Annotated in this window: 19 protein-coding genes and 1 pseudogene; 9 read left to right on the top strand and 11 right to left on the bottom strand. The window is 58.4% G+C overall.

Annotated elements, in window-relative coordinates; translation table 11 throughout:
• Positions 1-3: 3 nt before the first annotated feature.
• The 5 genes from ABLV11_RS24875 to ABLV11_RS24855 are packed head-to-tail and all read right to left on the bottom strand — an operon-like array spanning position 4 to position 4,112.
• Positions 4-384 carry a 5-carboxymethyl-2-hydroxymuconate Delta-isomerase gene (locus ABLV11_RS24875; protein WP_064383313.1) on the bottom strand — a complete coding sequence of 127 codons (381 nt, stop codon included), beginning with the start codon at positions 382-384 and terminating at the stop codon, positions 4-6.
• Positions 385-396: 12 nt separating this feature from the next.
• Positions 397-1,254, bottom strand: coding sequence for a 3,4-dihydroxyphenylacetate 2,3-dioxygenase (hpaD, locus tag ABLV11_RS24870; RefSeq protein WP_126488373.1), 858 nt, complete (start codon positions 1,252-1,254; stop codon positions 397-399).
• A gap of 1 nt (position 1,255) precedes the next feature.
• Positions 1,256-2,722 (bottom strand): 5-carboxymethyl-2-hydroxymuconate semialdehyde dehydrogenase, encoded by a 1,467-nt coding sequence (gene hpaE, locus ABLV11_RS24865; protein WP_004108546.1) that lies wholly within the window; start codon positions 2,720-2,722, stop codon positions 1,256-1,258.
• Positions 2,719-3,483 (bottom strand): fumarylacetoacetate hydrolase family protein, encoded by a 765-nt coding sequence (locus ABLV11_RS24860; protein ID WP_126488375.1) that lies wholly within the window; start codon positions 3,481-3,483, stop codon positions 2,719-2,721. Before ABLV11_RS24860 ends, hpaE begins: the two co-directional genes overlap by 4 nt.
• Positions 3,480-4,112: a fumarylacetoacetate hydrolase family protein gene (locus ABLV11_RS24855; RefSeq protein ID WP_004108542.1), complete on the bottom strand. Its 633-nt coding sequence runs from the start codon at positions 4,110-4,112 to the stop codon at positions 3,480-3,482. Before ABLV11_RS24855 ends, ABLV11_RS24860 begins: the two co-directional genes overlap by 4 nt.
• 285 nt (positions 4,113-4,397) lie before the next feature.
• On the opposite strand from ABLV11_RS24855, the gene hpaR reads away from it, so the two are divergent.
• Complete coding sequence (gene hpaR / locus ABLV11_RS24850) at positions 4,398-4,835, top strand: homoprotocatechuate degradation operon regulator HpaR (RefSeq protein WP_004110337.1); 438 nt, start codon at positions 4,398-4,400, stop codon at positions 4,833-4,835.
• A 118-nt stretch (positions 4,836-4,953) separates the two neighbouring features.
• Here hpaR and ABLV11_RS24845 read toward each other — a convergent pair whose 3' ends face one another.
• Positions 4,954-6,168 (bottom strand): amino acid deaminase, encoded by a 1,215-nt coding sequence (locus tag ABLV11_RS24845; protein WP_126488377.1) that lies wholly within the window; start codon positions 6,166-6,168, stop codon positions 4,954-4,956.
• Positions 6,169-6,265: 97 nt separating this feature from the next.
• Positions 6,266-6,392: pseudogene (locus tag ABLV11_RS24840) on the bottom strand (hypothetical protein); the annotation flags it as partial.
• Here ABLV11_RS24840 and ABLV11_RS24835 point away from each other — a divergent pair.
• The 5 genes from ABLV11_RS24835 to ABLV11_RS24815 all read left to right on the top strand — a co-directional run bounded on the left by ABLV11_RS24835 (position 6,370) and on the right by ABLV11_RS24815 (position 11,251).
• Positions 6,370-7,809 (top strand): D-aminoacylase, encoded by a 1,440-nt coding sequence (locus ABLV11_RS24835; protein WP_004108536.1) that lies wholly within the window; start codon positions 6,370-6,372, stop codon positions 7,807-7,809. The pseudogene ABLV11_RS24840 and the gene ABLV11_RS24835 overlap by 23 nt on opposite strands.
• Positions 7,810-7,819: 10 nt before the next feature.
• Positions 7,820-8,212: a RidA family protein gene (locus ABLV11_RS24830; protein ID WP_004108533.1), complete on the top strand. Its 393-nt coding sequence runs from the start codon at positions 7,820-7,822 to the stop codon at positions 8,210-8,212.
• Positions 8,213-8,308: 96 nt separating this feature from the next.
• On the top strand, positions 8,309-9,793 hold the full coding sequence (locus ABLV11_RS24825) for a sodium:solute symporter family protein (RefSeq protein ID WP_348855944.1): 1,485 nt from the start codon (positions 8,309-8,311) through the stop codon (positions 9,791-9,793).
• Positions 9,790-10,662 carry a 2-dehydro-3-deoxygalactonokinase gene (locus tag ABLV11_RS24820; protein WP_105889644.1) on the top strand — a complete coding sequence of 291 codons (873 nt, stop codon included), beginning with the start codon at positions 9,790-9,792 and terminating at the stop codon, positions 10,660-10,662. Before ABLV11_RS24825 ends, ABLV11_RS24820 begins: the two co-directional genes overlap by 4 nt.
• Entirely contained in the window at positions 10,649-11,251 is a 603-nt protein-coding gene (locus ABLV11_RS24815; RefSeq protein ID WP_004108528.1) for a 2-dehydro-3-deoxy-6-phosphogalactonate aldolase, read from the top strand. The genes ABLV11_RS24820 and ABLV11_RS24815 overlap by 14 nt, the downstream gene beginning before the upstream one ends.
• Here ABLV11_RS24815 and ABLV11_RS24810 read toward each other — a convergent pair.
• Together ABLV11_RS24810 and ABLV11_RS24805 are read right to left on the bottom strand one after the other, a co-directional pair.
• Positions 11,248-12,111 carry a MurR/RpiR family transcriptional regulator gene (locus tag ABLV11_RS24810; protein WP_026055990.1) on the bottom strand — a complete coding sequence of 288 codons (864 nt, stop codon included), beginning with the start codon at positions 12,109-12,111 and terminating at the stop codon, positions 11,248-11,250. The two genes, ABLV11_RS24815 and ABLV11_RS24810, sit on opposite strands and share 4 nt — an antisense overlap.
• Before the next feature lie 70 nt (positions 12,112-12,181).
• Positions 12,182-12,715, bottom strand: a complete 534-nt coding sequence (locus tag ABLV11_RS24805; protein WP_004110351.1) for a GNAT family N-acetyltransferase — start codon at positions 12,713-12,715, stop codon at positions 12,182-12,184.
• 32 nt (positions 12,716-12,747) lie between these two features.
• On the opposite strand from ABLV11_RS24805, the gene ABLV11_RS24800 reads away from it, so the two are divergent.
• Complete coding sequence (locus ABLV11_RS24800; RefSeq protein ID WP_126488379.1) at positions 12,748-13,584, top strand: GNAT family N-acetyltransferase; 837 nt, start codon at positions 12,748-12,750, stop codon at positions 13,582-13,584.
• 3 nt (positions 13,585-13,587) lie between these two features.
• Here the strand turns inward: ABLV11_RS24800 and ABLV11_RS24795 are convergent, their stop codons facing one another.
• Both ABLV11_RS24795 and ABLV11_RS24790 read right to left on the bottom strand, forming a co-directional pair.
• Complete coding sequence (locus ABLV11_RS24795; RefSeq protein WP_064345415.1) at positions 13,588-14,949, bottom strand: MFS transporter; 1,362 nt, start codon at positions 14,947-14,949, stop codon at positions 13,588-13,590.
• 178 nt (positions 14,950-15,127) lie between these two features.
• Complete coding sequence (locus ABLV11_RS24790; RefSeq protein WP_004108518.1) at positions 15,128-16,042, bottom strand: GntR family transcriptional regulator; 915 nt, start codon at positions 16,040-16,042, stop codon at positions 15,128-15,130.
• 138 nt (positions 16,043-16,180) lie between these two features.
• Here ABLV11_RS24790 and ABLV11_RS24785 point away from each other — a divergent pair, with 138 nt between their 5' ends.
• Both ABLV11_RS24785 and ABLV11_RS24780 read left to right on the top strand, forming a co-directional pair.
• Positions 16,181-17,203, top strand: coding sequence for a zinc-binding alcohol dehydrogenase family protein (locus ABLV11_RS24785; protein WP_126488381.1), 1,023 nt, complete (start codon positions 16,181-16,183; stop codon positions 17,201-17,203).
• 11 nt (positions 17,204-17,214) lie between these two features.
• Entirely contained in the window at positions 17,215-18,660 is a 1,446-nt protein-coding gene (locus tag ABLV11_RS24780) for a tagaturonate reductase (RefSeq protein ID WP_126488383.1), read from the top strand.
• The last annotated feature ends 103 nt before the right edge of the window (positions 18,661-18,763 follow it).

Below are 18,763 nucleotides of genomic sequence, written 5' to 3'. Positions count from 1 at the left end.
CACCTATTTAAACAACGCGTGTACGTTGTTCTGCTTGTAGTTCAGCGTTGGGTGCAGTTCATCGATCTCAAACGACAGCGCCAGATAGCGGCTCTCCATCAGCGCGGCGAAATGGGCTTTGATCAGCGTGAACAGCATATCGCCCACGTCCTGACGGCTCTCCAGGCTGCGTCCGGTACCAATCTTTAGCGTCATATGCACGAAGGCGTAGTCATGCTGGCCATCGGCCATCTGCCAGGTATCCAGCCAGATGGCGCGACTGCGAATGCCGCCGATGGGAAAGATGCCGGTTGCCGCCAGCGCGGCGTTCACTTTGCCGAACAGACCCGGTAAATCAGCCTGCTCACGGATGTTGTTGGTACATTCAGCGATAAAATGCGGCATTCTGCGTGCTCCTTACGCCGTTTCCGGCAGCGGGAAGACGGCGTTGACCTGACCGGTGCCGGAGCTGGCAAAGAGTTCGGTAATAAACTCTACTTTGCCGTCGTATTTGTCCCAGCCCAGCAGGCCCAGCAGCATCACCGTGTCGTGCATATTGCCTTCACCGAAGCAGTAGTCGGCGTACTCCGGCAGCATGGTGCAGAACTCTTTGAATTTGCCTTCGCGCCACAGCTTCACGACCCGTTCGTCCATCTGGTGATCGAACTCGCGGGTATAGCTGTTCATTCCCTCTTCGGCGCGCTGGTCGTCGATAAAACGGTGCGACAGCGAGCCGCTGGCAAAGACCGCCACGGTGCCGTCATATTTCTCAATCGCCTTAAGAATGGCTTCGCCCAGCTTGCGGCTGTCGGCAAAGTCATGGACGGTACAGAACGCCGAGATAGAGACCACTTTGAAATGCTTATCGCTGTTCATGTAGCGCATCGGCACCAGGGTGCCGTACTCCAGCTTCAGGCTTGGAATGTTGTGCGCTTTGGCGCGGACCCCGAGTTTGACCGCTTCGTCGGCGATCAGGAGGCCGAGCTCCGGATTACCGTCATAGTCATAGGTCATGTCGCGAATAAAATGCGGCAGCTCGTTGCTGGTGTAGACGCCCTGGAAATGGTCGGCACAGTTGATGTGGTAGGCGCTGTTGACCAGCCAGTGGGTATCAAAGACGATGATGGTATCCACGCCCAGCTCGCGGCACCGCTTGCCGATTTCTTTATGCCCATCGATGGCTCCCTGGCGGCAGCCGTGGTTTTTACCCGGCAGTTCAGAGAGATACATCGACGGTACGTGAGTAATTTTTGCTGCTAACGCTAACTTTCCCATATCAGACTCCCCATTTTGGGATCGGATGGTCGCCCATCGAGATGCAGACGTTTTTCATTTCAGCGAACACTTCAAAGCTGTATTCGCCGCCTTCACGGCCGGTACCGGAGGCCTTCACGCCGCCGAACGGCTGACGCAGGTCGCGGACGTTCTGGGTGTTGACGAACACCATTCCGGCTTCGATGCCGCGCGCCAGGCGCAGCACTTTGCTGACGTCCTGGGTCCAGATATAAGAGGCGAGGCCGTACTCCACATCGTTGGCCAGGCGCAGACCTTCCGCCTCGTCTTTAAACGGCAGCAGACAGGCTACCGGGCCAAAAATCTCTTCCTGCGCCACGCGCATGCGGTTATCGACGTCCGCCAGCACCGTTGGCCGCAGGAAGTTGCCGTTTCTCAGATGGGCAGGCAGATCGGCGGGCTTATCCGCGCCGCCGGCCAGCAGGGTCGCTCCTTCTTCAATGCCGAGGCGGATATAGCCGGAGACTTTCTCCCAGTGCTGCTGGCTAATCAGCGCGCCCACCTGAGTGTTCGGGTCGGTAGGGTCGCCGACGCGCAGGCGATTCGCGCGTTCGGCAAAGCGTTTAACGAACTCGGGGTAGATGCTCTGCTGAATGAAGATGCGCGAGCCGGCGGTGCAGCGTTCGCCGTTGATCGAGAAAATGGTGAACAGCGCGGCGTCGAGAGCGCGCTCAATATCGGCGTCTTCGAAAATCAGCACCGGCGATTTGCCGCCCAGCTCCATGGAGTACTTTTTCAGCCCGGCGTTTTTCATGATGTTGCGCCCGGTGGCGGTACCGCCGGTAAACGATACCGCGCGTACGTCATGGTGGCGTACCAGCGCATCGCCCGCCGTCGCGCCGTAGCCCTGAACCACGTTCAGTACGCCCGCCGGAATACCCGCTTCCAGCGCCAGCTCGCCAAGACGGTCAGCGGTTAGCGGCGACAGTTCGGACATTTTCAGCACCGCGGTATTCCCCAAGGCCAGGCACGGCGCCACCTTCCAGGTCGCGGTCATAAACGGCACGTTCCACGGCGACACCAGCGCGCAGACGCCGACCGGCTGCACGAGGGTGTAGTTGAGCATCTTGTCATCAACCGGATAGGTCTTACCGTTCATTTGCTGGCACACCTCGGCAAAGAACTCGAAGTTGTGCGAAGCGCGCGGGATCAGCACGTTTTTGGTCTGGTGGATCGGCAGGCCGGTATCGGCGGTCTCCATGGCGGCGATCTCCGGGACGTTCTGGTCGATCAGATCGCCCAGCCGGCGCATCAGACGCGCGCGCTCTTTCATCGGCAGATTGGCCCATTTCGGAAACGCCTCTTTTGCCGCCGCCACCGCCTGATTCACCTCGTCAGCCCCGCCGGAGGCGACCTCCGCCAGCACTTCGCCGGTGGCCGGGTTAGTGGTATGGAAATACTCCGCGGCGGCGACGTTTTTGCCGTTGATCCAGTGGTTAATTTTTTTCATGACAGCTTCTCCTCATATGCCTGCTGGCTAATGATGTGGTTGACCAGACGGCCGACGCCTTCCACTTCGACGATCACTTCATCGCCCGGCACCACGTCCGACAGCCCCTTCGGCGTGCCGGTGGCGATCATGTCGCCCGGCTGCAGGGTCATAAATTCGCTTAGGTAAGCGATCAGGAACGGAATGCTGAAGATCAGATCGGCGGTAGTGCCCTGCTGGCGCAGCTCGCCGTTGACCCAGGTGCACAGCGACAGGTTGTGCGGATCGGGGATCGCCTCTTTGCTGACGATCCACGGGCCTATCGGCGTCAGGGTGTCGCGGCTTTTGACCCGCAGGTTGGGACGATAGTAGTTTTCCAGGTAGTCGCGGATGGCGTAGTCGTTGCAGACGGTGTACCCGGCTACGTACTCCATGGCGTCGGCTTCGGCGACCTTACGCGCGGTTTTGCCGATCACCACCACCAGTTCAGCCTCGTAGTGCATGTACTCGACGTTATCCGGGCGCACCGACTCTTGCCTATGGCCGATAAAGGTGTTGGGCGCTTTGATAAACACCAGCGGTTCGGTTGGCGGCGTAAACGCCAGCTCGCTGGCGTGATCGGCGTAGTTCAGGCCCAGCGCGAACAGGGTGCCGTCGGCGGGCGGCAGCCAACGAAACTCGCCTTCCTTAAGCAGACTGCCGTCGGCGAGCTGGACCTGACCACGTTCATTCACCTGGACATCGTGCCGCTGTCCCTGCCACTCAATACGTGCTTGCCTCATGCCAGCTCTCCTTCATCAATCACCGGGTTTTCCAGCGCCGGGAAGCCCTCGGCGAGAATACGTACGCGATCGCCGGGGCGCAGCGTAACGCGGGAGTGGGGCGTACCGATCAGAATCGCATCGCCGGGATTGAGGGTGGCGAATTCGCTCAGGGCGCTCAGCAGCTCGGCGGCGGAGCGCTGGAGATCGGCGGTAGTCCAGCTGTCCGCCTCGCGACCGTTGATTTCGGTGATGATGGTCAGGTTATCGACATCGCTGAGCGGCGCGAGTGCGCCAAGCGGACAGAAGCCGTCGCGGCATTTGGCTTTGATGGCCGGACGATAGAAGCTCTCTTCCGGCAGGCTGACGTCGTTCGCCAGCGCGTACCCGGCGATATAAGCCGCGGCGTCTTCTGCAGCGACTTTGCGCGCGGTTTTACCGACGATCAGCGCCACGGTGGCGCCACTCTGCACGGTTTCGCCTTGCGGGTAGGGAATGCTCTCGCCATCGCCGATAACGGTGTTGCGCGGTTTGATAAACCAGACCGCGGTCTTCGGCGGCGTTTTATAGGGGGCCTGTTGAAACGCTTCGCGCCAGGCGTCGAGCTGGCTGCGGTGGTTAAGCGCCACGGCGAAGATGGTACCTTTCATTTACCACTCCTCTGCTACGGATTTGGGAAGTCAGTTAATTCATTAATATGTTAATGATCATCTTTTATGCTTTGCGGGAATGTTTGGCAAACAGAAGTGAATGTTTTGTGATCGGATTAACAATAAATTTACAGATTTGTATTTTAGTTAATATTAATCAATTAGATAACAAAAATAGTTGTACCATCTGGTACTTTTCAGAGGCAGAAACCGGTTGCCTTCGGAGGGAATTAGCGCTAATTATTAACTTATTAACAGATTGGGGATTTACTTCAGAGGTATGTGATGCATGATTCGTTAACTATCGCGCTGCTGCAGGCGCGGGAAGCGGCGATGGCCCACTTTCGGCCCATCGTTAAACGCCACAATCTGACCGAGCAGCAGTGGCGTATCGTGCGTATCCTCGCCGAACATCCGTCGATGGATTTTCACGATCTGGCCTTTCGCGCCTGTATTTTACGTCCGAGCCTGACCGGCATCCTGACCCGTATGGAACGCGACGGCCTGGTGCTGCGTTTAAAACCGGTAAATGACCAGCGCAAGCTCTACGTTTCGCTGACGCCGGCGGGTTCGACGCTTTATGAAAGCGCCCAGGCTCAGGTGGAAGAGGCCTATCGTCAGATCGAAGCCCAATTTACCGTCGAAAAAATGCGTCAGCTTACCGCGCTGCTGGAGGAGTTTATCGCCTTGGGGAATGGAGCGCAGGGAGAGGGAGAGGAATAATACATTGTCCGCGCGAAAAACATCCCGGAGGCGGTGCTGGCGCACCTGTCCGGGCTACGGGTTCACAGCACGGTAGCCCGGACAGGCGCAGCGCGCCGCCTCCGGGAGAAAGCGTCCTTCAGAACAAGGTATCGAGCTCTTCCAGCACGTTATACTGCTCGTCCACCAGCAGCAGGGTTTTCCATTTATCAAACGTCAGGCACGGATGCGAGGTACCGAACACCAGAATATCGCCGACCTGCACGTCGCTGCCGGGCGCGAGGCGCAGCATACAGTGCTGGTCCATAATCCCCACGCTCTCGATCCCCTCCGCGGATAGCTGCGCGCCGTTGCGATAGCGGGCCACAGGCTGCGGCAGGCCGGCGTCAAAGGCGCAGTCGCGCTTGCCGAAGTTCACCACCGCGCGATCGGCTTCCGGCACCGACTGGACCATTGCCATCAGCTCCAGCGCTGAGGTTAAATCACCGCCCAGATCGCAGGCGATCGGATCGCGGGCCACCAGCGCTTTCTGCGCGATATCGTAGATCCCGCGGTCGTGAGTGATATAGCACCCGGGGCGGATAACGATTCGGCACCGCGCCGGTTTCTTCGCCGCCAGCCAGATATTGCACACCACGTCGTACCAGACGGTACCGGCTCCGGTCAGCACAAACTCCCCCTCAACCAGATGTTCCATCCGGCAGGCCAAATCGGCGGCCTGGCGCAGCAGAGCCTCCACCTGCGGCTGCGGATCGTCGCCGTGTAACACCCCTTCATACAGTTCGAGACCGCGCAGCCTGAGGCCCGGAAGTTCCGCCGCGACCTGCGCCAGCGCCAGCGCATCCTCAACGCTGCGGCAGCCGCAGCGCCCACCGGCCACGCCCAGTTCAATCAGCACGTCCAGCGTTTGCCGCCGTTCGTCGAAGAAAGTCGACAGCGCGCGGGCGTTGGCAAGGCTATCGATGCAGCAGATAAACTCCGCCGTACGGTAATGCGCTTTCAGGCGCGATACCGCCTGCATATTCGCCCTGCCGACCAGCTGATTGACCATCAGGACGCGCTCAACGCCGCTGGCCATCGCCGCGCTGGCCTGCCAGGCGCTGCCGACGCCGATTCCCCATGCGCCCGCCCGCTGCTGCGCCTGAAAAATCCACGGCGTCATCGTTGTTTTACCGTGCGGGGCCAGCGAGACGCCGCGCGCGTCGGCGTAACGCTGCATCCAGGCGATGTTATTTTCCAGCGCCGTTTTTTTCAGCAGCGCGGCCGGAAGGCAAACCTCCTCCGCCAGCAGATTGGCCGGTGCGGACATTATGGCGGCTTTGTGCGGAATAAGCGTATCGGAATGGTATTTCATAACACTATCCTTTTAGGGTTTATGATCGGATTAAATCTAAGTATCAAGATTAATTTATTGAAATATATGGAATATATAATTTGGTTGTGTTGTTTGTGAATAAAAGTATCACAATTTGATCTGGTTTTTGCGTAGTTTTCCACTGTTTTTCCGCCTTGTAAATGGTTTACTTGTCGGCAGAGTTGAAAGGGAGTAATTGCGATGAAAGTTAACTGGCTTTTCAAAAACGTCACGGTCATTGACGGCAGCGGCGGACCACAGTTTCGCGGCGACGTGGCGGTGAAGGGCGATCGAATTGTGGATATGGCCCCGGCGCTGAACCTGGCGGCGGAGCAGGTGATTGACGGGCAGGGGCGCGTGCTGGCTCCCGGATTTATCGATGTGCATACCCATGATGATATCAACGTCATCCGTATGCCGGAGTATTTACCGAAGCTGAGCCAGGGGGTGACGACGGTGATTGTCGGCAACTGCGGGATCAGCGCGGCGACGGCGACCATGCGCGACGGCGTACCGGACCCGATGAATCTTCTGGGTGAGGCGGAGCACTTTGTTTATCCCACCGTTGACGCTTATGCCCACGCGGTGGCGGCGGCGAAGCCGTCATTAAACGTCGGCACGCTGATTGGCCATACCGCGCTGCGTAATAACCATATGGACGATCTGTTCCGCCCGGCGACGGAGATCGAGATTGCCGGAATGCGGGTGCAGCTGCGCGACGCGCTGCGTCAGGGCGCGCTGGGGCTGAGTAGCGGGCTGGCCTACGCCAGCGCGTTTCAGTCCACCACTGAAGAAGTGATGGCGCTGGCCGAGGAGCTGGCGGCAGAAGGGGGAATTTATACCACCCACCTGCGTTCGGAGTTCGAACCGATTCTGGAGGCGCTCGACGAGGCGTTCCGCATTGGCCGCCACGGTAACGTACCGGTGGTGGTATCGCACCATAAGTGCGCCGGCGCGAAAAACTGGGGTCGCACGAAGGAGACGCTGGCTTTCTTCGATGAGATGCGCCAGCGCCAGGAGATCGCCTGTGACTGCTACCCCTATTCTGCCAGCTCGTCGACGCTGGATATGAAGCAGGTCACCGATGAGTTCGATATCGTCATTACCTGGTCGGAGGCGCAGCCCGAGCAGGCCGGAAAAACCCTGCAGCAGATTGCTGACGGCTGGCAGGTTAGCCTGCACGAGGCGGCGGCGCGGCTGATGCCTGCAGGCGCCATCTACTACAACATGGACGAGCAGGACGTGCGGCGGGTACTGCGTTATCCGGTGACCATGATCGGCTCAGACGGTCTGCCGAACGACCCGATGCCGCACCCGCGGCTATGGGGCGCGTTTCCGCGGGTCCTGGGCCACTACTGCCGAGATGAACGGCTGTTTCCGCTGACCACCGCTATCCACAAAATGACCGGTCTGTCGGCGGCGCGTTTCCAGCTGGCAGAGCGTGGGCTGGTGAAAGTGGGCTATTTTGCCGATCTGGTGCTGTTTGATCCGCAGACGGTGCGCGATGTCGCCAGCTTCTCCGACCCGAAACAACCGGCGGACGGTATCGAGGCGGTGATGGTTAACGGCGTGATGAGCTACGGCAGCGATAAAAAGATTACCGGGCGCGCAGGGCGTTTCCTGCGCCGCCGAATGAACTAAGGAGAGAAAAATGAGCATTAAACGTTATGGCGTTGAGGGCGGTACCGGGACCGGTGGGCAGCATCTGCCGTTCGCGCGCGCGGTGGAGGCGGGGGGCTGGCTGTACGTTTCCGGCCAGACGCCGATGAAGGAGGGTGAAGTGGTGGAAGGGGGCATCGTTGACCAGGCGCGTCTGGCGATTCAGAACTGTGTGGATATCATGACCGAAGCGGGCTACACCCTGGCCGACGTGGTGCACGTCAAGGTGATCCTCACCGATGCGCGCTATTTTCAGTCTTTCAATAAAGTATTCCGCGAGTTCTTTGGCGACAATCCGCCTGCCCGTATCTGCTGCGTCGCGGACCTGGTAGTGGATTGTAAAGTTGAAGTGGATGTGACCTGTTATAACGCGGCTCGCGTATAAAAATTTATTAACCAGAAATATAAACAGGATTTTTGAGCGCTGAATTCATTCAGCGCTTCGTAGCCTTTTACCTACTCAACTGGCAGGATGTGAATTATGAATAGTCATATCTTTTTAGTCGGCTTTATTATTTACGCGCTGGCCATGATTTGGCTTGGCTGGTACGTGTCGCGTAATCAAAAAAGCGGAGAAGATTTTTTACTCGGTGGCCGTTCCTTACCGCTGTTTCTGACCCTGGGCTCTACCGTGGCGACCATGGTGGGCACCGGTTCAAGCATGGGCGCTGTTGGCTTCGGCTACAGCATCGGCTGGGCCGGGATGCTGTACGGCGTGGGCGGGGCCATCGGTATTTTGCTGGTGGCCTGGCTGTTCGCCCCGGTGCGCAAGCTGCGCTTTATGACCATGAGCGAAGAGCTCTCTTATTATACCGGCGGTAGTCATTTAATTAAAAATATCGTCGGCATAATGATATTTGTGGCCTCTATTGGCTGGCTGGGGGCGCATATTCTTGGCGGCAGCATGTATTTATCCTGGGCGACGGGAATAAATCTGACGCTAGCGAAAATTATTATCGCTCTGGCCTTTGCGATTTACGTCATCATCGGCGGTTATTCTGCGGTGGTGTGGACGGATACCATTCAGGCATTAATTCTGTTTTTCGGTTTTATCCTGATGGCGATTCTGGCGGTGGTTCACGTCGGGGGATGGGATGCCATCGTCCAGGCGATGGATCCCAAGGCGATGAGCCTGTTTGCGGTCGATAAACTGGGGGCCATTCCGGCGCTATCGCTGGCGATGGTCATCGGCGTCGGCGTGCTGGCGACCCCTTCCTATCGCCAGCGTATTTACTCGGGGAAAGATGTCTCTTCGGTGCGCCGCTCGTTTGTCTATACCGGCGTGCTGTATCTGTTTTTCTCGGTGCTGCCGGCGATTATTGGCATGGCGGCATGGACCATGAACCCCAATCTCGAGAACAGTAATTACGCCTTCCTGTTCGCCACCAGCTTCTTACCGGCCATCCTCGGGCTAGTGGTGCTGATTGCCGGGCTTTCGGCCACCATGTCCTCGGCCAGCTCTGACGCGATAGCCGCCGTGGCCATCATGATGCGTGATGTTTATACCCTCATCACCGGGAAAATGCCCCCGGCGGATAAAGCGATAACGCTCTCCCGCTGGATGCTGGCGTTCGTTATCGGCCTGGCGATGATCTTCGCCCTGACCTCGAACGATATCATCAGCTATATCACCAAAATGATCTCCATGCTGATGTCCGGTCTGTTCGTCTGTTCGATTCTCGGCCGCTTCTGGCTGCGCTTCAACTGGCAGGGCGCGTTTACCGCGCTGCTGAGCGGCATGCTGGTTTCTCTTGTGGTTCTGATGAAAGCCGACTGGCTGGCTTACTGGGGGAACCCGTGCATTCCGTCGGTCGTCGGCAGCTTTGTTTTCGCGATTTTTGTCACCCTCTTGACGCCAGCCAGCAAAGTTAGCCGTGAGCAGGCGCTGGAAATGATCACGCAGGAGCGTGAAGGGCAGGCGATGCCGGCGAAGACGACGGTGCAGGTCTCAGGAGAAGCACAATGAAGGACTATATTGCCGTCGACTGGGGCTCTACCCAGCTGCGCGGCTGGCTGATTCGCAATGGCCAGTGCGTCGAAACAAAGCAGCTGCCGCTGGGTATCACCCGCCTGAACGGACGAGCGCCTGCCGACGTATTCGCGGAGCATTTGGCCCCCTGGCGCGGCGCGGAGGCGCTGCCGGTGCTGATGGCCGGGATGATCGGCAGCGATGCGGGCTGGCAAGCGGTGCCGTATCTGGACTGTCCGGCAGCGATCGACGCGCCAGGGCAGCAGCTATGCGCCGTTGCTGAAGGCGTGTGGATTATTCCCGGCCTCAAGATTGAACAGGACGGGGATTTCAACGTGATGCGCGGCGAAGAGACGCAGCTGCTGGGGGCCTGGCAGCTGGCGCCGGCGGAGTGTTACGTGCTGCCGGGCACCCACTGCAAATGGGTACAGGTGGCGAACAGCGCGGTGCGTCATTTTGCCACGGCGATGACCGGTGAACTGCATCATCTGCTGATGACGCAATCGCTGATCGGCAAAGGGCTGCCGGTCCAGCAGCCGGACGAGACGGCGTTTGAACGGGGGCTGGAAAAAGGACTGGCGCAGCCGTCGCTGATTAGCGAACTGTTTGTCGCCAGGGCCGCCCGGGTGCTGGGAGGCCTGGCCGCGACCTCGGTCAGCGACTATCTCTCCGGGCTGCTGATTGGCGCGGAAGTGGCGACCCTGGGGCAGCGTTACCGTACCTCTGGCGTCACGCTGGTTGGCGACCCGGCGCTGAATGCCCGCTACAGTCGGGCGATGAAGGCGCGCGGAATGACGGTTAACAGCTGCAGCGGCGATGAGGCGCTGCTGAGCGGCATGGCGAGGATAATGCATGGACAAGATTAAACTGGTGGCGATTTTACGCGGTATTCGCCCCGCTGAGGCAGCGGAGCATATTGAGACGCTGATAGAGGCAGGATTTCGCTATATCGAAATTCCGCTCAATTCGCCGGACTGGCAGCAGAGTATTCCGCAGATGGTCGCGCGCTTTGGCGAGCAGGCGGTGATTGGCGCGGGAACGGTACTTAAGGTGGAACAGGTCGATTTTCTGGCCGATGCCGGAGCGAAGCTTATCGTGACGCCGAATACTGAGCCGACGACGATCCGCCGGGCGGTGGCGCGCGGAATGCGGGTTTGCGCCGGGTGCGCCACCGCGACCGAGGCGTTTAACGCGCTGGATGCCGGGGCGCAGTGGTTGAAAATTTTCCCGTCTTCCACTTTTGGCCCGGACTACATTCGGGCGCTGAAAGCGGTGCTGCCGTCGGAGGTGCCGGTGCTGGCGGTCGGCGGCGTGACGCCGGAGAATCTGGCAAGCTGGGTTGAGGCCGGGTGCGCCGGCGCTGGCCTGGGAAGCGATCTGTATCGCGCCGGGCAGGCCGTGGAACGTACCCGTCAGCAGGCGGAGAGGTTTATCGCCGCCGCCCGCTGCGGTTAATCGCCCAGCGGCTGGCGATCGACGCCGCCGCGGTGGCTGTCGAGCGCCAGCTTAATCCGGCGCAGTCTGCCTTTTGCCTGAGTTTTATTGGCCATCGCCAGTTCGGTGGCCAGCACGTCAACCATCGCCAGCATCGCATAGCGTGAAGTGCTGGGCTTGAAAATGTAGTCGTTTTCGCGCACCAGCAGCGGCAGCACCAGATCCGCCTGCTCCGCCAGCGGCGTTCCGGCGGGGGTGATGGCAATGACCTTTGCGCCGTACTGCCTGGCAATCGCCGCGCTCTCAATGATTTCCTGGGTATAGCCGCCCAACGACAGCACGATAACCACATCCTTTGGCGTCACCGCCGAGCTCATCATGCGCACCAGCAGACCGTCGTTCTGGCTGACAACCGGGAGGCCGAGGCGAAACAGGCGATACTGGATCTCCTGAGCGCAGATGGTAGAGCCGCCGCCCATCCCGAGCGCCAGGATCTGCCGCGCGTCGCTCAGCCAGCTCACCGCACGCTTCAGCGCTTCAATGTCCAGCGCCCGGCGGTTGGTTTCCAGCACGCCGATGATCGACTCGTAGATCCCCTGTACGCCCTCAAGGTCCGGGACATCGAGGATAAATCGCTGTCCGACCGCCAGAGATTGCGCGAGCCTCATCTTCAGCTCGCGGACGTCTTTACAGCCGAGCGCCCGGGCAAAGCGGGTAACGGAGGCCTGGCTGGTGTGGGTCAGACGCGCCATCTCCGCGATGGGCAGCTCCGCCGCCGCCGCGACATCATCGAGAATGAACTGCGCGATGCGCTTTTCGGTCGCCGTGAGTTCCACAAAGCGATCGGTTATGCAGGAAATGATATCGATTGACCAGGACATACGGGTATCAACAGGTAAGTTATCAATGATACTTTGTACCATATTCCGCCGCTGAAATCAGCGCCGGAGGCTACAGCGTTAGGCGCATGGCGCAGCGCGTCTCCGGCGGCAGACCGTGTTCCGTTTCCAGCTCCCTTTTCGCCGCCAGTCCCGCCAGTAGTCTTCGCTCACTTAACATTGAAAACCCCAGTCGCGTGTAAAACGGCGCGTTCCAGGGCACATCGCGGAAGGTGGTGAGCGTGACCGCCGGATAAGCCGCCTGGCGGGCTGTCTCAATGACCTGCTCCAGCATCATGCGGCCAATGCCTCGCCCCTGCCATGCCTGATGAACGGCGATCTCGACGATAAACAGCGCATCATCCAGCGGTTCGCTCAGCAGGAAGCCTATCGGTTGGTCATCGGCCACGGCCAGCAGGCTGTGGTCAGTTTCAAGGAACAGCCGGTGGCGCTCGGGGCTTATCACTTCGCTTTCCGCCAGCCAGGCCAGCGCCGGAATCTGGCGAAAAGCCTGGGCCGCCGAGCGCTCAATGGCGGGCAGAAGAGGGATGTCTCTCTCCTCAGTCAGGCGTAACGTCGCGGCGGCGGTTATAGTGTTAGTTTTCATCACCTCAGCATAGCAGCCTCCGGGAGAAATGTATGGAGCTTACCGCCGTTTCCGCCACTCAGTTTAGCGTCGCGCAGCTGACGACGATCCTTTGCGACTGTTTCGAAGATTACCTGGTTCCCGTCACGCTGTCGGTAGAGGTTTTTGTCCAGCGTTTTAGCGCCGAAGGGCTGAGCCTGCTGGATTCCTGCGTCTGGCTGGATGGTGATGTCCCTGCGGCGATGGCCGTTGTCGCCCGGCGCGGCGATGAAGCCAGGCTGGCGGCATTTGCGATGCGACCCGCGTATCGCGGAAAGGGCGTCGGACGCCGGCTGATGGGGTCGCTGCTGGATGCATTGCGCGAGCAGGGCGTACGGCGGATGTGGCTGGAGGTTATTCGCGATAACCACGCGGCGGTAGCGCTGTATCACTCGCTGGGCTTCGAGGTGCGGCACGGGCTGTGCGGCTATCTGAGCGCGCAGACCGCGAGCGAGGAGTCATCCGTATTGCAGGAGTATGACGTGCTGGCGCTGACGCGCAGGGCCGGCGCCGAGCTTAATGGCCAGCTGCCGTGGCTGATGGACCCGCTCACCTTCAGCACCCTGCCGTGCCGGGCGCTGAGCCTCCATCAGCAGGTTTTCGCCGTGCTGGCGACCTTATCCAGCAGGCCGCAGCTGCAGTTTTTATGGGTCGAGCCAGCCGCACGCGGGCGCGGGCTAGGGCGGGAAATGCTGATGGCGCTTGCCCGACAGTTTCCAGGGCTCGGGACCTCGGTGACCATCCCGGAACGCTTTACGCCCCTGTTCCAGACCGCCGGCTATACGCCTGGGGTATTAAAACAGTATGAAATGAGCGCAACGCTGAGCGCCCTGCCATCAGCAGGGCGTTAAGATTCAGCCGTTACGCGGGTCGCTAATCGGCTGACGGACCAGGAAGATATAGGCCAGCGCGCCGAGGGCGGTGACGCAGCCGCAGATCACCAGCGCCAGCTGGAATGAGTGGGTGGTATCGACAATAAACCCGGTCACTACCGGCGCGAAGGAGGCGCAGATAAAGCTGGCGAAGTTCTGGATGCTGCCGACGGACGCGGTCATTCTTGATGCCACCGCGACGTGAATCAATCCCCAGCAGGAAGTACCGGCAAAGTGGATGCAGAACAGCGCCATGCCGATTAACAGCACCGCAGCGATAGAGGTGGTGGCATGCGGCACGATCAGCGTAAACGCGGCGGAGCAGAACATCCCGGCAATAATACAAATTTTACGGCTTTTGATCGGCGCCATGCCGCCTTTAACCAGCCAGTCGGTAACGTAACCGTTGATGAGCATACCGGCGGCGCCGAACAGAAAAGGAATGGCGGCCATAAACCCGGTACTTTTCAGATCGAGGTTATACGCCGTTTGCAGGTAGCCCGGCAGCCAGGCCAGATACAGCCAGGCGGTATAGTTGATGCCGCTGAAGCCCAGCATCATTCCCCACATGGTTTTGTTTTTAAACAGGCTGCGCCATTCGGCAAAGCTCAGCGGGTCGCGGCGAACGTTGACGCTTCCGGCATTAAGGTAGGCCTGCTCATCGGCGGTGAGGGGGATATCCTCCCGGTTGCGATAGAGCATATACCAGCCGATAGCGACGAAGATCCCCAGCACGCCGATGGTAATGAACATCCAGCGCCAGCCCATCATCAGCATCATCGCGGCAAGGATCGGCGGGCTGATCGCGACGCCAATCGTCGAGGCGGCGTTAAAGAAGCCCATCGGGCGGCCGCGCTCTTTAATATTAAACCAGTCGTTGATCACCTTGACGCCGCACGGGTTCATCGGCGCTTCGCCGATCCCCATGCCGATACGCACCAGCACGAACTGGGTAAAGCTATGTACCATCCCGGAGACCGCCTGGAACAGCGACCAGAAAAACATGCCCAGCCCCAGCATGATGCGCGGGCCTTTACGGTCCAGCAGCGGCCCGCAGGGGAGCTGGGCGATGCCGTAGGCCAACGAGAAAACGGACAGCAATGCGCCGATTTCGGTGGCGCTGAGCCCCAGCTCTTCGCGAATCGTTAAGTTCGCGACGGACAATGAACTTCTGTCGAGGTAGTTAATCACCGCCGCCAGAAATAACAGGATCATTGCCGTTGTCTGAATTTTTTTAATGCGCGCGCTGCGCGTTAACGTATTATTTAACGGAACGCTGGCAGTCTCCGCCTTTCCTTTATCAAAGGTTGTCTGCGGGTCGATAGTTATATTTCGTGATTCCACGCCTGACTCCTGGTTATTCTATTTGAACGACAAGTGACATCGAATGGTTTAAACCCACCCACCTATTTCACAGTAAAGTAAGTCGACTTGTTTTCAGCATAAATAACCTTTTTTCTGGCACTGGATTATGTTTTGAGAACTGTGCTGCTGATAATCATTTTCTGTTTTTAATCGGTACTTAATGAGCCAGGGATTCGCTCTGCCTGAGCGAGTTAATCATCGATTGCTTCGCCGAGTTCAGGTGGTTACGCAGCGCCAGATTGGCGTCCAGATCGCTGCGGCAGATAAGCGCGCTCAGGATGGTCATATGTTCATCAATGGCGATGATATTACGCTGTTTAAGGTCACTCTCATCCCACTGATAGTGAAAGTGGAAAATCACGGAAATAATCTCAAGCGATTGATTGAAAAATATATTCTCAGCCGCGGACAGGAGCAGCGAGTGAAAGTCGCGATCGAGCTGGGAAAACATACGAAAGCTGTCGCCGATGCTGTCACGCAGTGCGCGATGGCGCTCAAGCAGGGTTTTCGCCTGCAGCCAGCGGGCGTCGTTGTCCGGGAGATTGAGAAAATGCTGAAGCGCGTGGGTTTCCAGCATTTCCCGCAGCTCGAACAGCTGCTCAGCCCAGGATTGCTCAAATTTCTTCATGTTCCACTGGCCGCGCTTTTCGCTTTCAATCAGGTTGTAGCGGCTGAATTTCAACAAAAATTCCCTCACTACGACCGGACTGACGCCGGCAGCACGCGCCAGCTGCAGCTCGGAAAACATCTCTCCGGCGCGCAGCTGGCGCTGGTTAATCATGGTGAAAAACGCCTGCTCAAAGAGACGGTTCTGCTCGGCCAGCGAGGCGCTGGAGCCATCGAAGCCGTCCTGCATCTCCGGCTGGCGAAGGATCTGATAATCCCGAGCGTTTTGACGCAATACGCCCCGCTCGCACAGGTGGCTGAGGATATGGCGCACGGTGGTGCGGCTGATGTTGTACATCTCCGCCAGCGCGCTTTGTGAGGGCAGCGGCGACGGAAGAAAGCCGCGCGCCATATCGTTAATGACCTGGTTAATGACGTTGTGACGAAGGTTTTGCGAGCGGCTCATTATACATCTCCATTTTTTAGCTATTAAAGCCGGATTTAAAACAGTTTTGTGCGTGAGATTTCACAATTTTTGCAATGAATTTATTCTCACCTCTGTTTTTCATCGATATCTAAGCCAACAAATACGGAGGCAATTATTATGACGTCGATGAATACATTAGTTTGTCAGGAACCTAAAATATTGCGCTGGGAAAAACGCCAGATTCCCATTCCCGGTGATGATGAAGTGCTCATTAAAATAAAAACGGTGGGGATTTGTGGTACGGATATTCACGCCTGGGGAGGGGATCAACCTTTTTTTAGTTATCCACGCGTGCTCGGACATGAAATATGCGGCGAGATTATCGGTCTCGGTAAAAATATTCTTAACTTGAAAAGCGGACAGCAGGTAGTCGTCATACCTTACGTTGCCTGCCGTCAGTGTCCGGCCTGTTTGAGCGGCAGGACTAATTGCTGCGAGAAAATTTCGGTGATCGGCGTGCATCGGGACGGCGGGTTTAGCGAGTACCTCTGCGTGCCGGTAAAAAATCTGCTGGTGGTGGATGACGTCGAGCCGGAAGCCGCAGCGCTGATTGAGCCTTTCGCCATCAGCGCCCACGCGGTGCGTCGCGCCGCTATCCAGCCGGGAGAGCAGGTGCTGGTGGTCGGCGCGGGACCCATTGGTCTCGGGGCGGCGGCTATCGCTAAAGCCGACGGGGCGCAGGTGGTGGTGGCGGATACCAGCCCGGCGCGGCGCGACCATGTGGCGCAGCACCTTGGTCTGGCCACGCTCGACCCCTCTGACCCGCAATTCACCGAACAGCTGTGTGACATGTTTGGTGGTTCGCTGGCGCAGAAGGTGATCGACGCCACGGGGAATCAGCAGGCGATGAACAACACGGTAAATTTAATCCGCCACGGCGGCAGCATCATTTTTGTTGGCCTGTTTAAAGGTGAACTGCAGTTCCCGGACCCGGAGTTTCATAAGAAAGAGACCACCATGATGGGCAGCCGTAATGCGACGGAAGAGGATTTCGCCAAAGTCGGACGTCTAATGGCTGAGGGGAAAGTGACCGCCAGAATGATGCTGACCCACCGTTACGATTTCAGGTCGCTGGCCGAGATTTACGAAAGCGAAGTGATTAACAATCGCCAGCTTATTAAAGGCGTCATTCATTTTTAGCAGGAAAGGCTATGAAATCGTTAAACAGACAAGATTTTCCCGGGCCGCACTACCCGACGCGCGTGATTCAGTTCGGCGAGGGCAACTTCCTGCGGGCGTTTATCGACTGGCAGCTGGATCGGCTGAATGAGCAAACCGATCTGGCGGCAGGGGTGACCATTATTCGCCCGATCAACACCGAGTTTCCGCCGTCGCTCAATACCCAGGATGGACTTTACACCACGGTGATCCGCGGGCTGGACGAACGTGGCGAGGCAGTGAGCGAAGCGCGGATTATTCGCTCCGTTAATAACGAGATCAACCCCTGGCAGGATTTTGCTGGCTATCTGGCGCTGGCTCGTAATCCGGCGATTGAGTTTGTATTTTCAAATACCACTGAAGCGGGTATTAGCTATCATGCCGGGGTCCGGCCTGATGATAAGCCGCCGGTCAGCTTTCCGGCGAAGCTGACCCAGCTGCTGCTCGAACGTTTCCGCCATTTCAACGGTGCAGCGGATAAGGGGTGGACGATTATCCCCTGTGAGCTGATCGACTACAACGGCGAAGCCCTGAAGGCGCTGGTACTACGCTACGCCGACGAGTGGCAACTGCCCGCGGCTTTTCGCGACTGGGTTGAGACCGCCAATACATTTTGTTCAACGCTGGTTGACCGTATCGTCACCGGTTATCCGCGCGAGGAAGCGGCAAAGCTGGAGGCGGAACTGGGCTACCATGATGCTTTCCTGGATACCGCCGAATACTATTGGTTATTCGTCATCCAGGGATCGCAGGTGCTGGCGGAGACGCTGCGGCTAGATCGCTACCCGCTCAATATCCGTATCGTAGAGGATATCCGGCCCTACAAAGAGCGCAAGGTTGCCATTCTTAACGGCGCGCATACCGCGCTGGTGCCGGTGGCGTGGCTGTGCGGTGTCGATACTGTTGGCGAAGCGATGCATGATCAGGCCATACGCCATTATGTGCAGCAAACTATCGACGAGGAGATTATCCCGGCGCTGGATTTACCCGCCGATGAGCTACGGCAGTTTGCCGATGCCGTGACCGGGCGCTTTCTTAATCCCTGGATTCGCCATCAGCTGCTCTCCATCGCCCTGAACGGCATGACTAAGTTTCGTACCCGGATCCTGCCGCAGCTGCTGACGAATATTCGCCGGCACGGCACGATCCCGCCGCGGCTAACGTTTGCCCTGGCGGCGCTCATCGCCTTCTATCGCGGCCAGCGCGACGGACAGACCTATCCGCTGCAGGATGATGACGTCTGGCTAACCCGTTTTGCCGAAGGATGGGCGCAGGTGGCGCGCGGCCGCCCGCTGCATGAACTGGTCACGGAAGTCCTGCAGGATGCAGCGCACTGGGGTGAAGATCTGACGACCGTTCCGGGGCTTGCCGATCAGGTCACGCGGTATCTGGAAATGATTTTGAGCGCGGGGATGCGGGAGGCCCTGAGGCGGCTGTAGTCGGTTTGTTGTGCGGCGTCCGCGGATTTGGACGCCGTTTTTTTTGTGCTCTGAACCGCAAAAAATAAATTAAGCGCCAATGGTTGGCGGATTTCCCGCATCA

This window comes from Klebsiella sp. GW_Kp181 (genome assembly GCF_040062315.1).
Taxonomy (GTDB): Bacteria; Pseudomonadota; Gammaproteobacteria; order Enterobacterales; family Enterobacteriaceae; genus Klebsiella; species Klebsiella oxytoca.
Note: the sequence above shows the minus strand (reverse complement) of the source record. Positions and strands in the feature narration are given on the sequence as shown.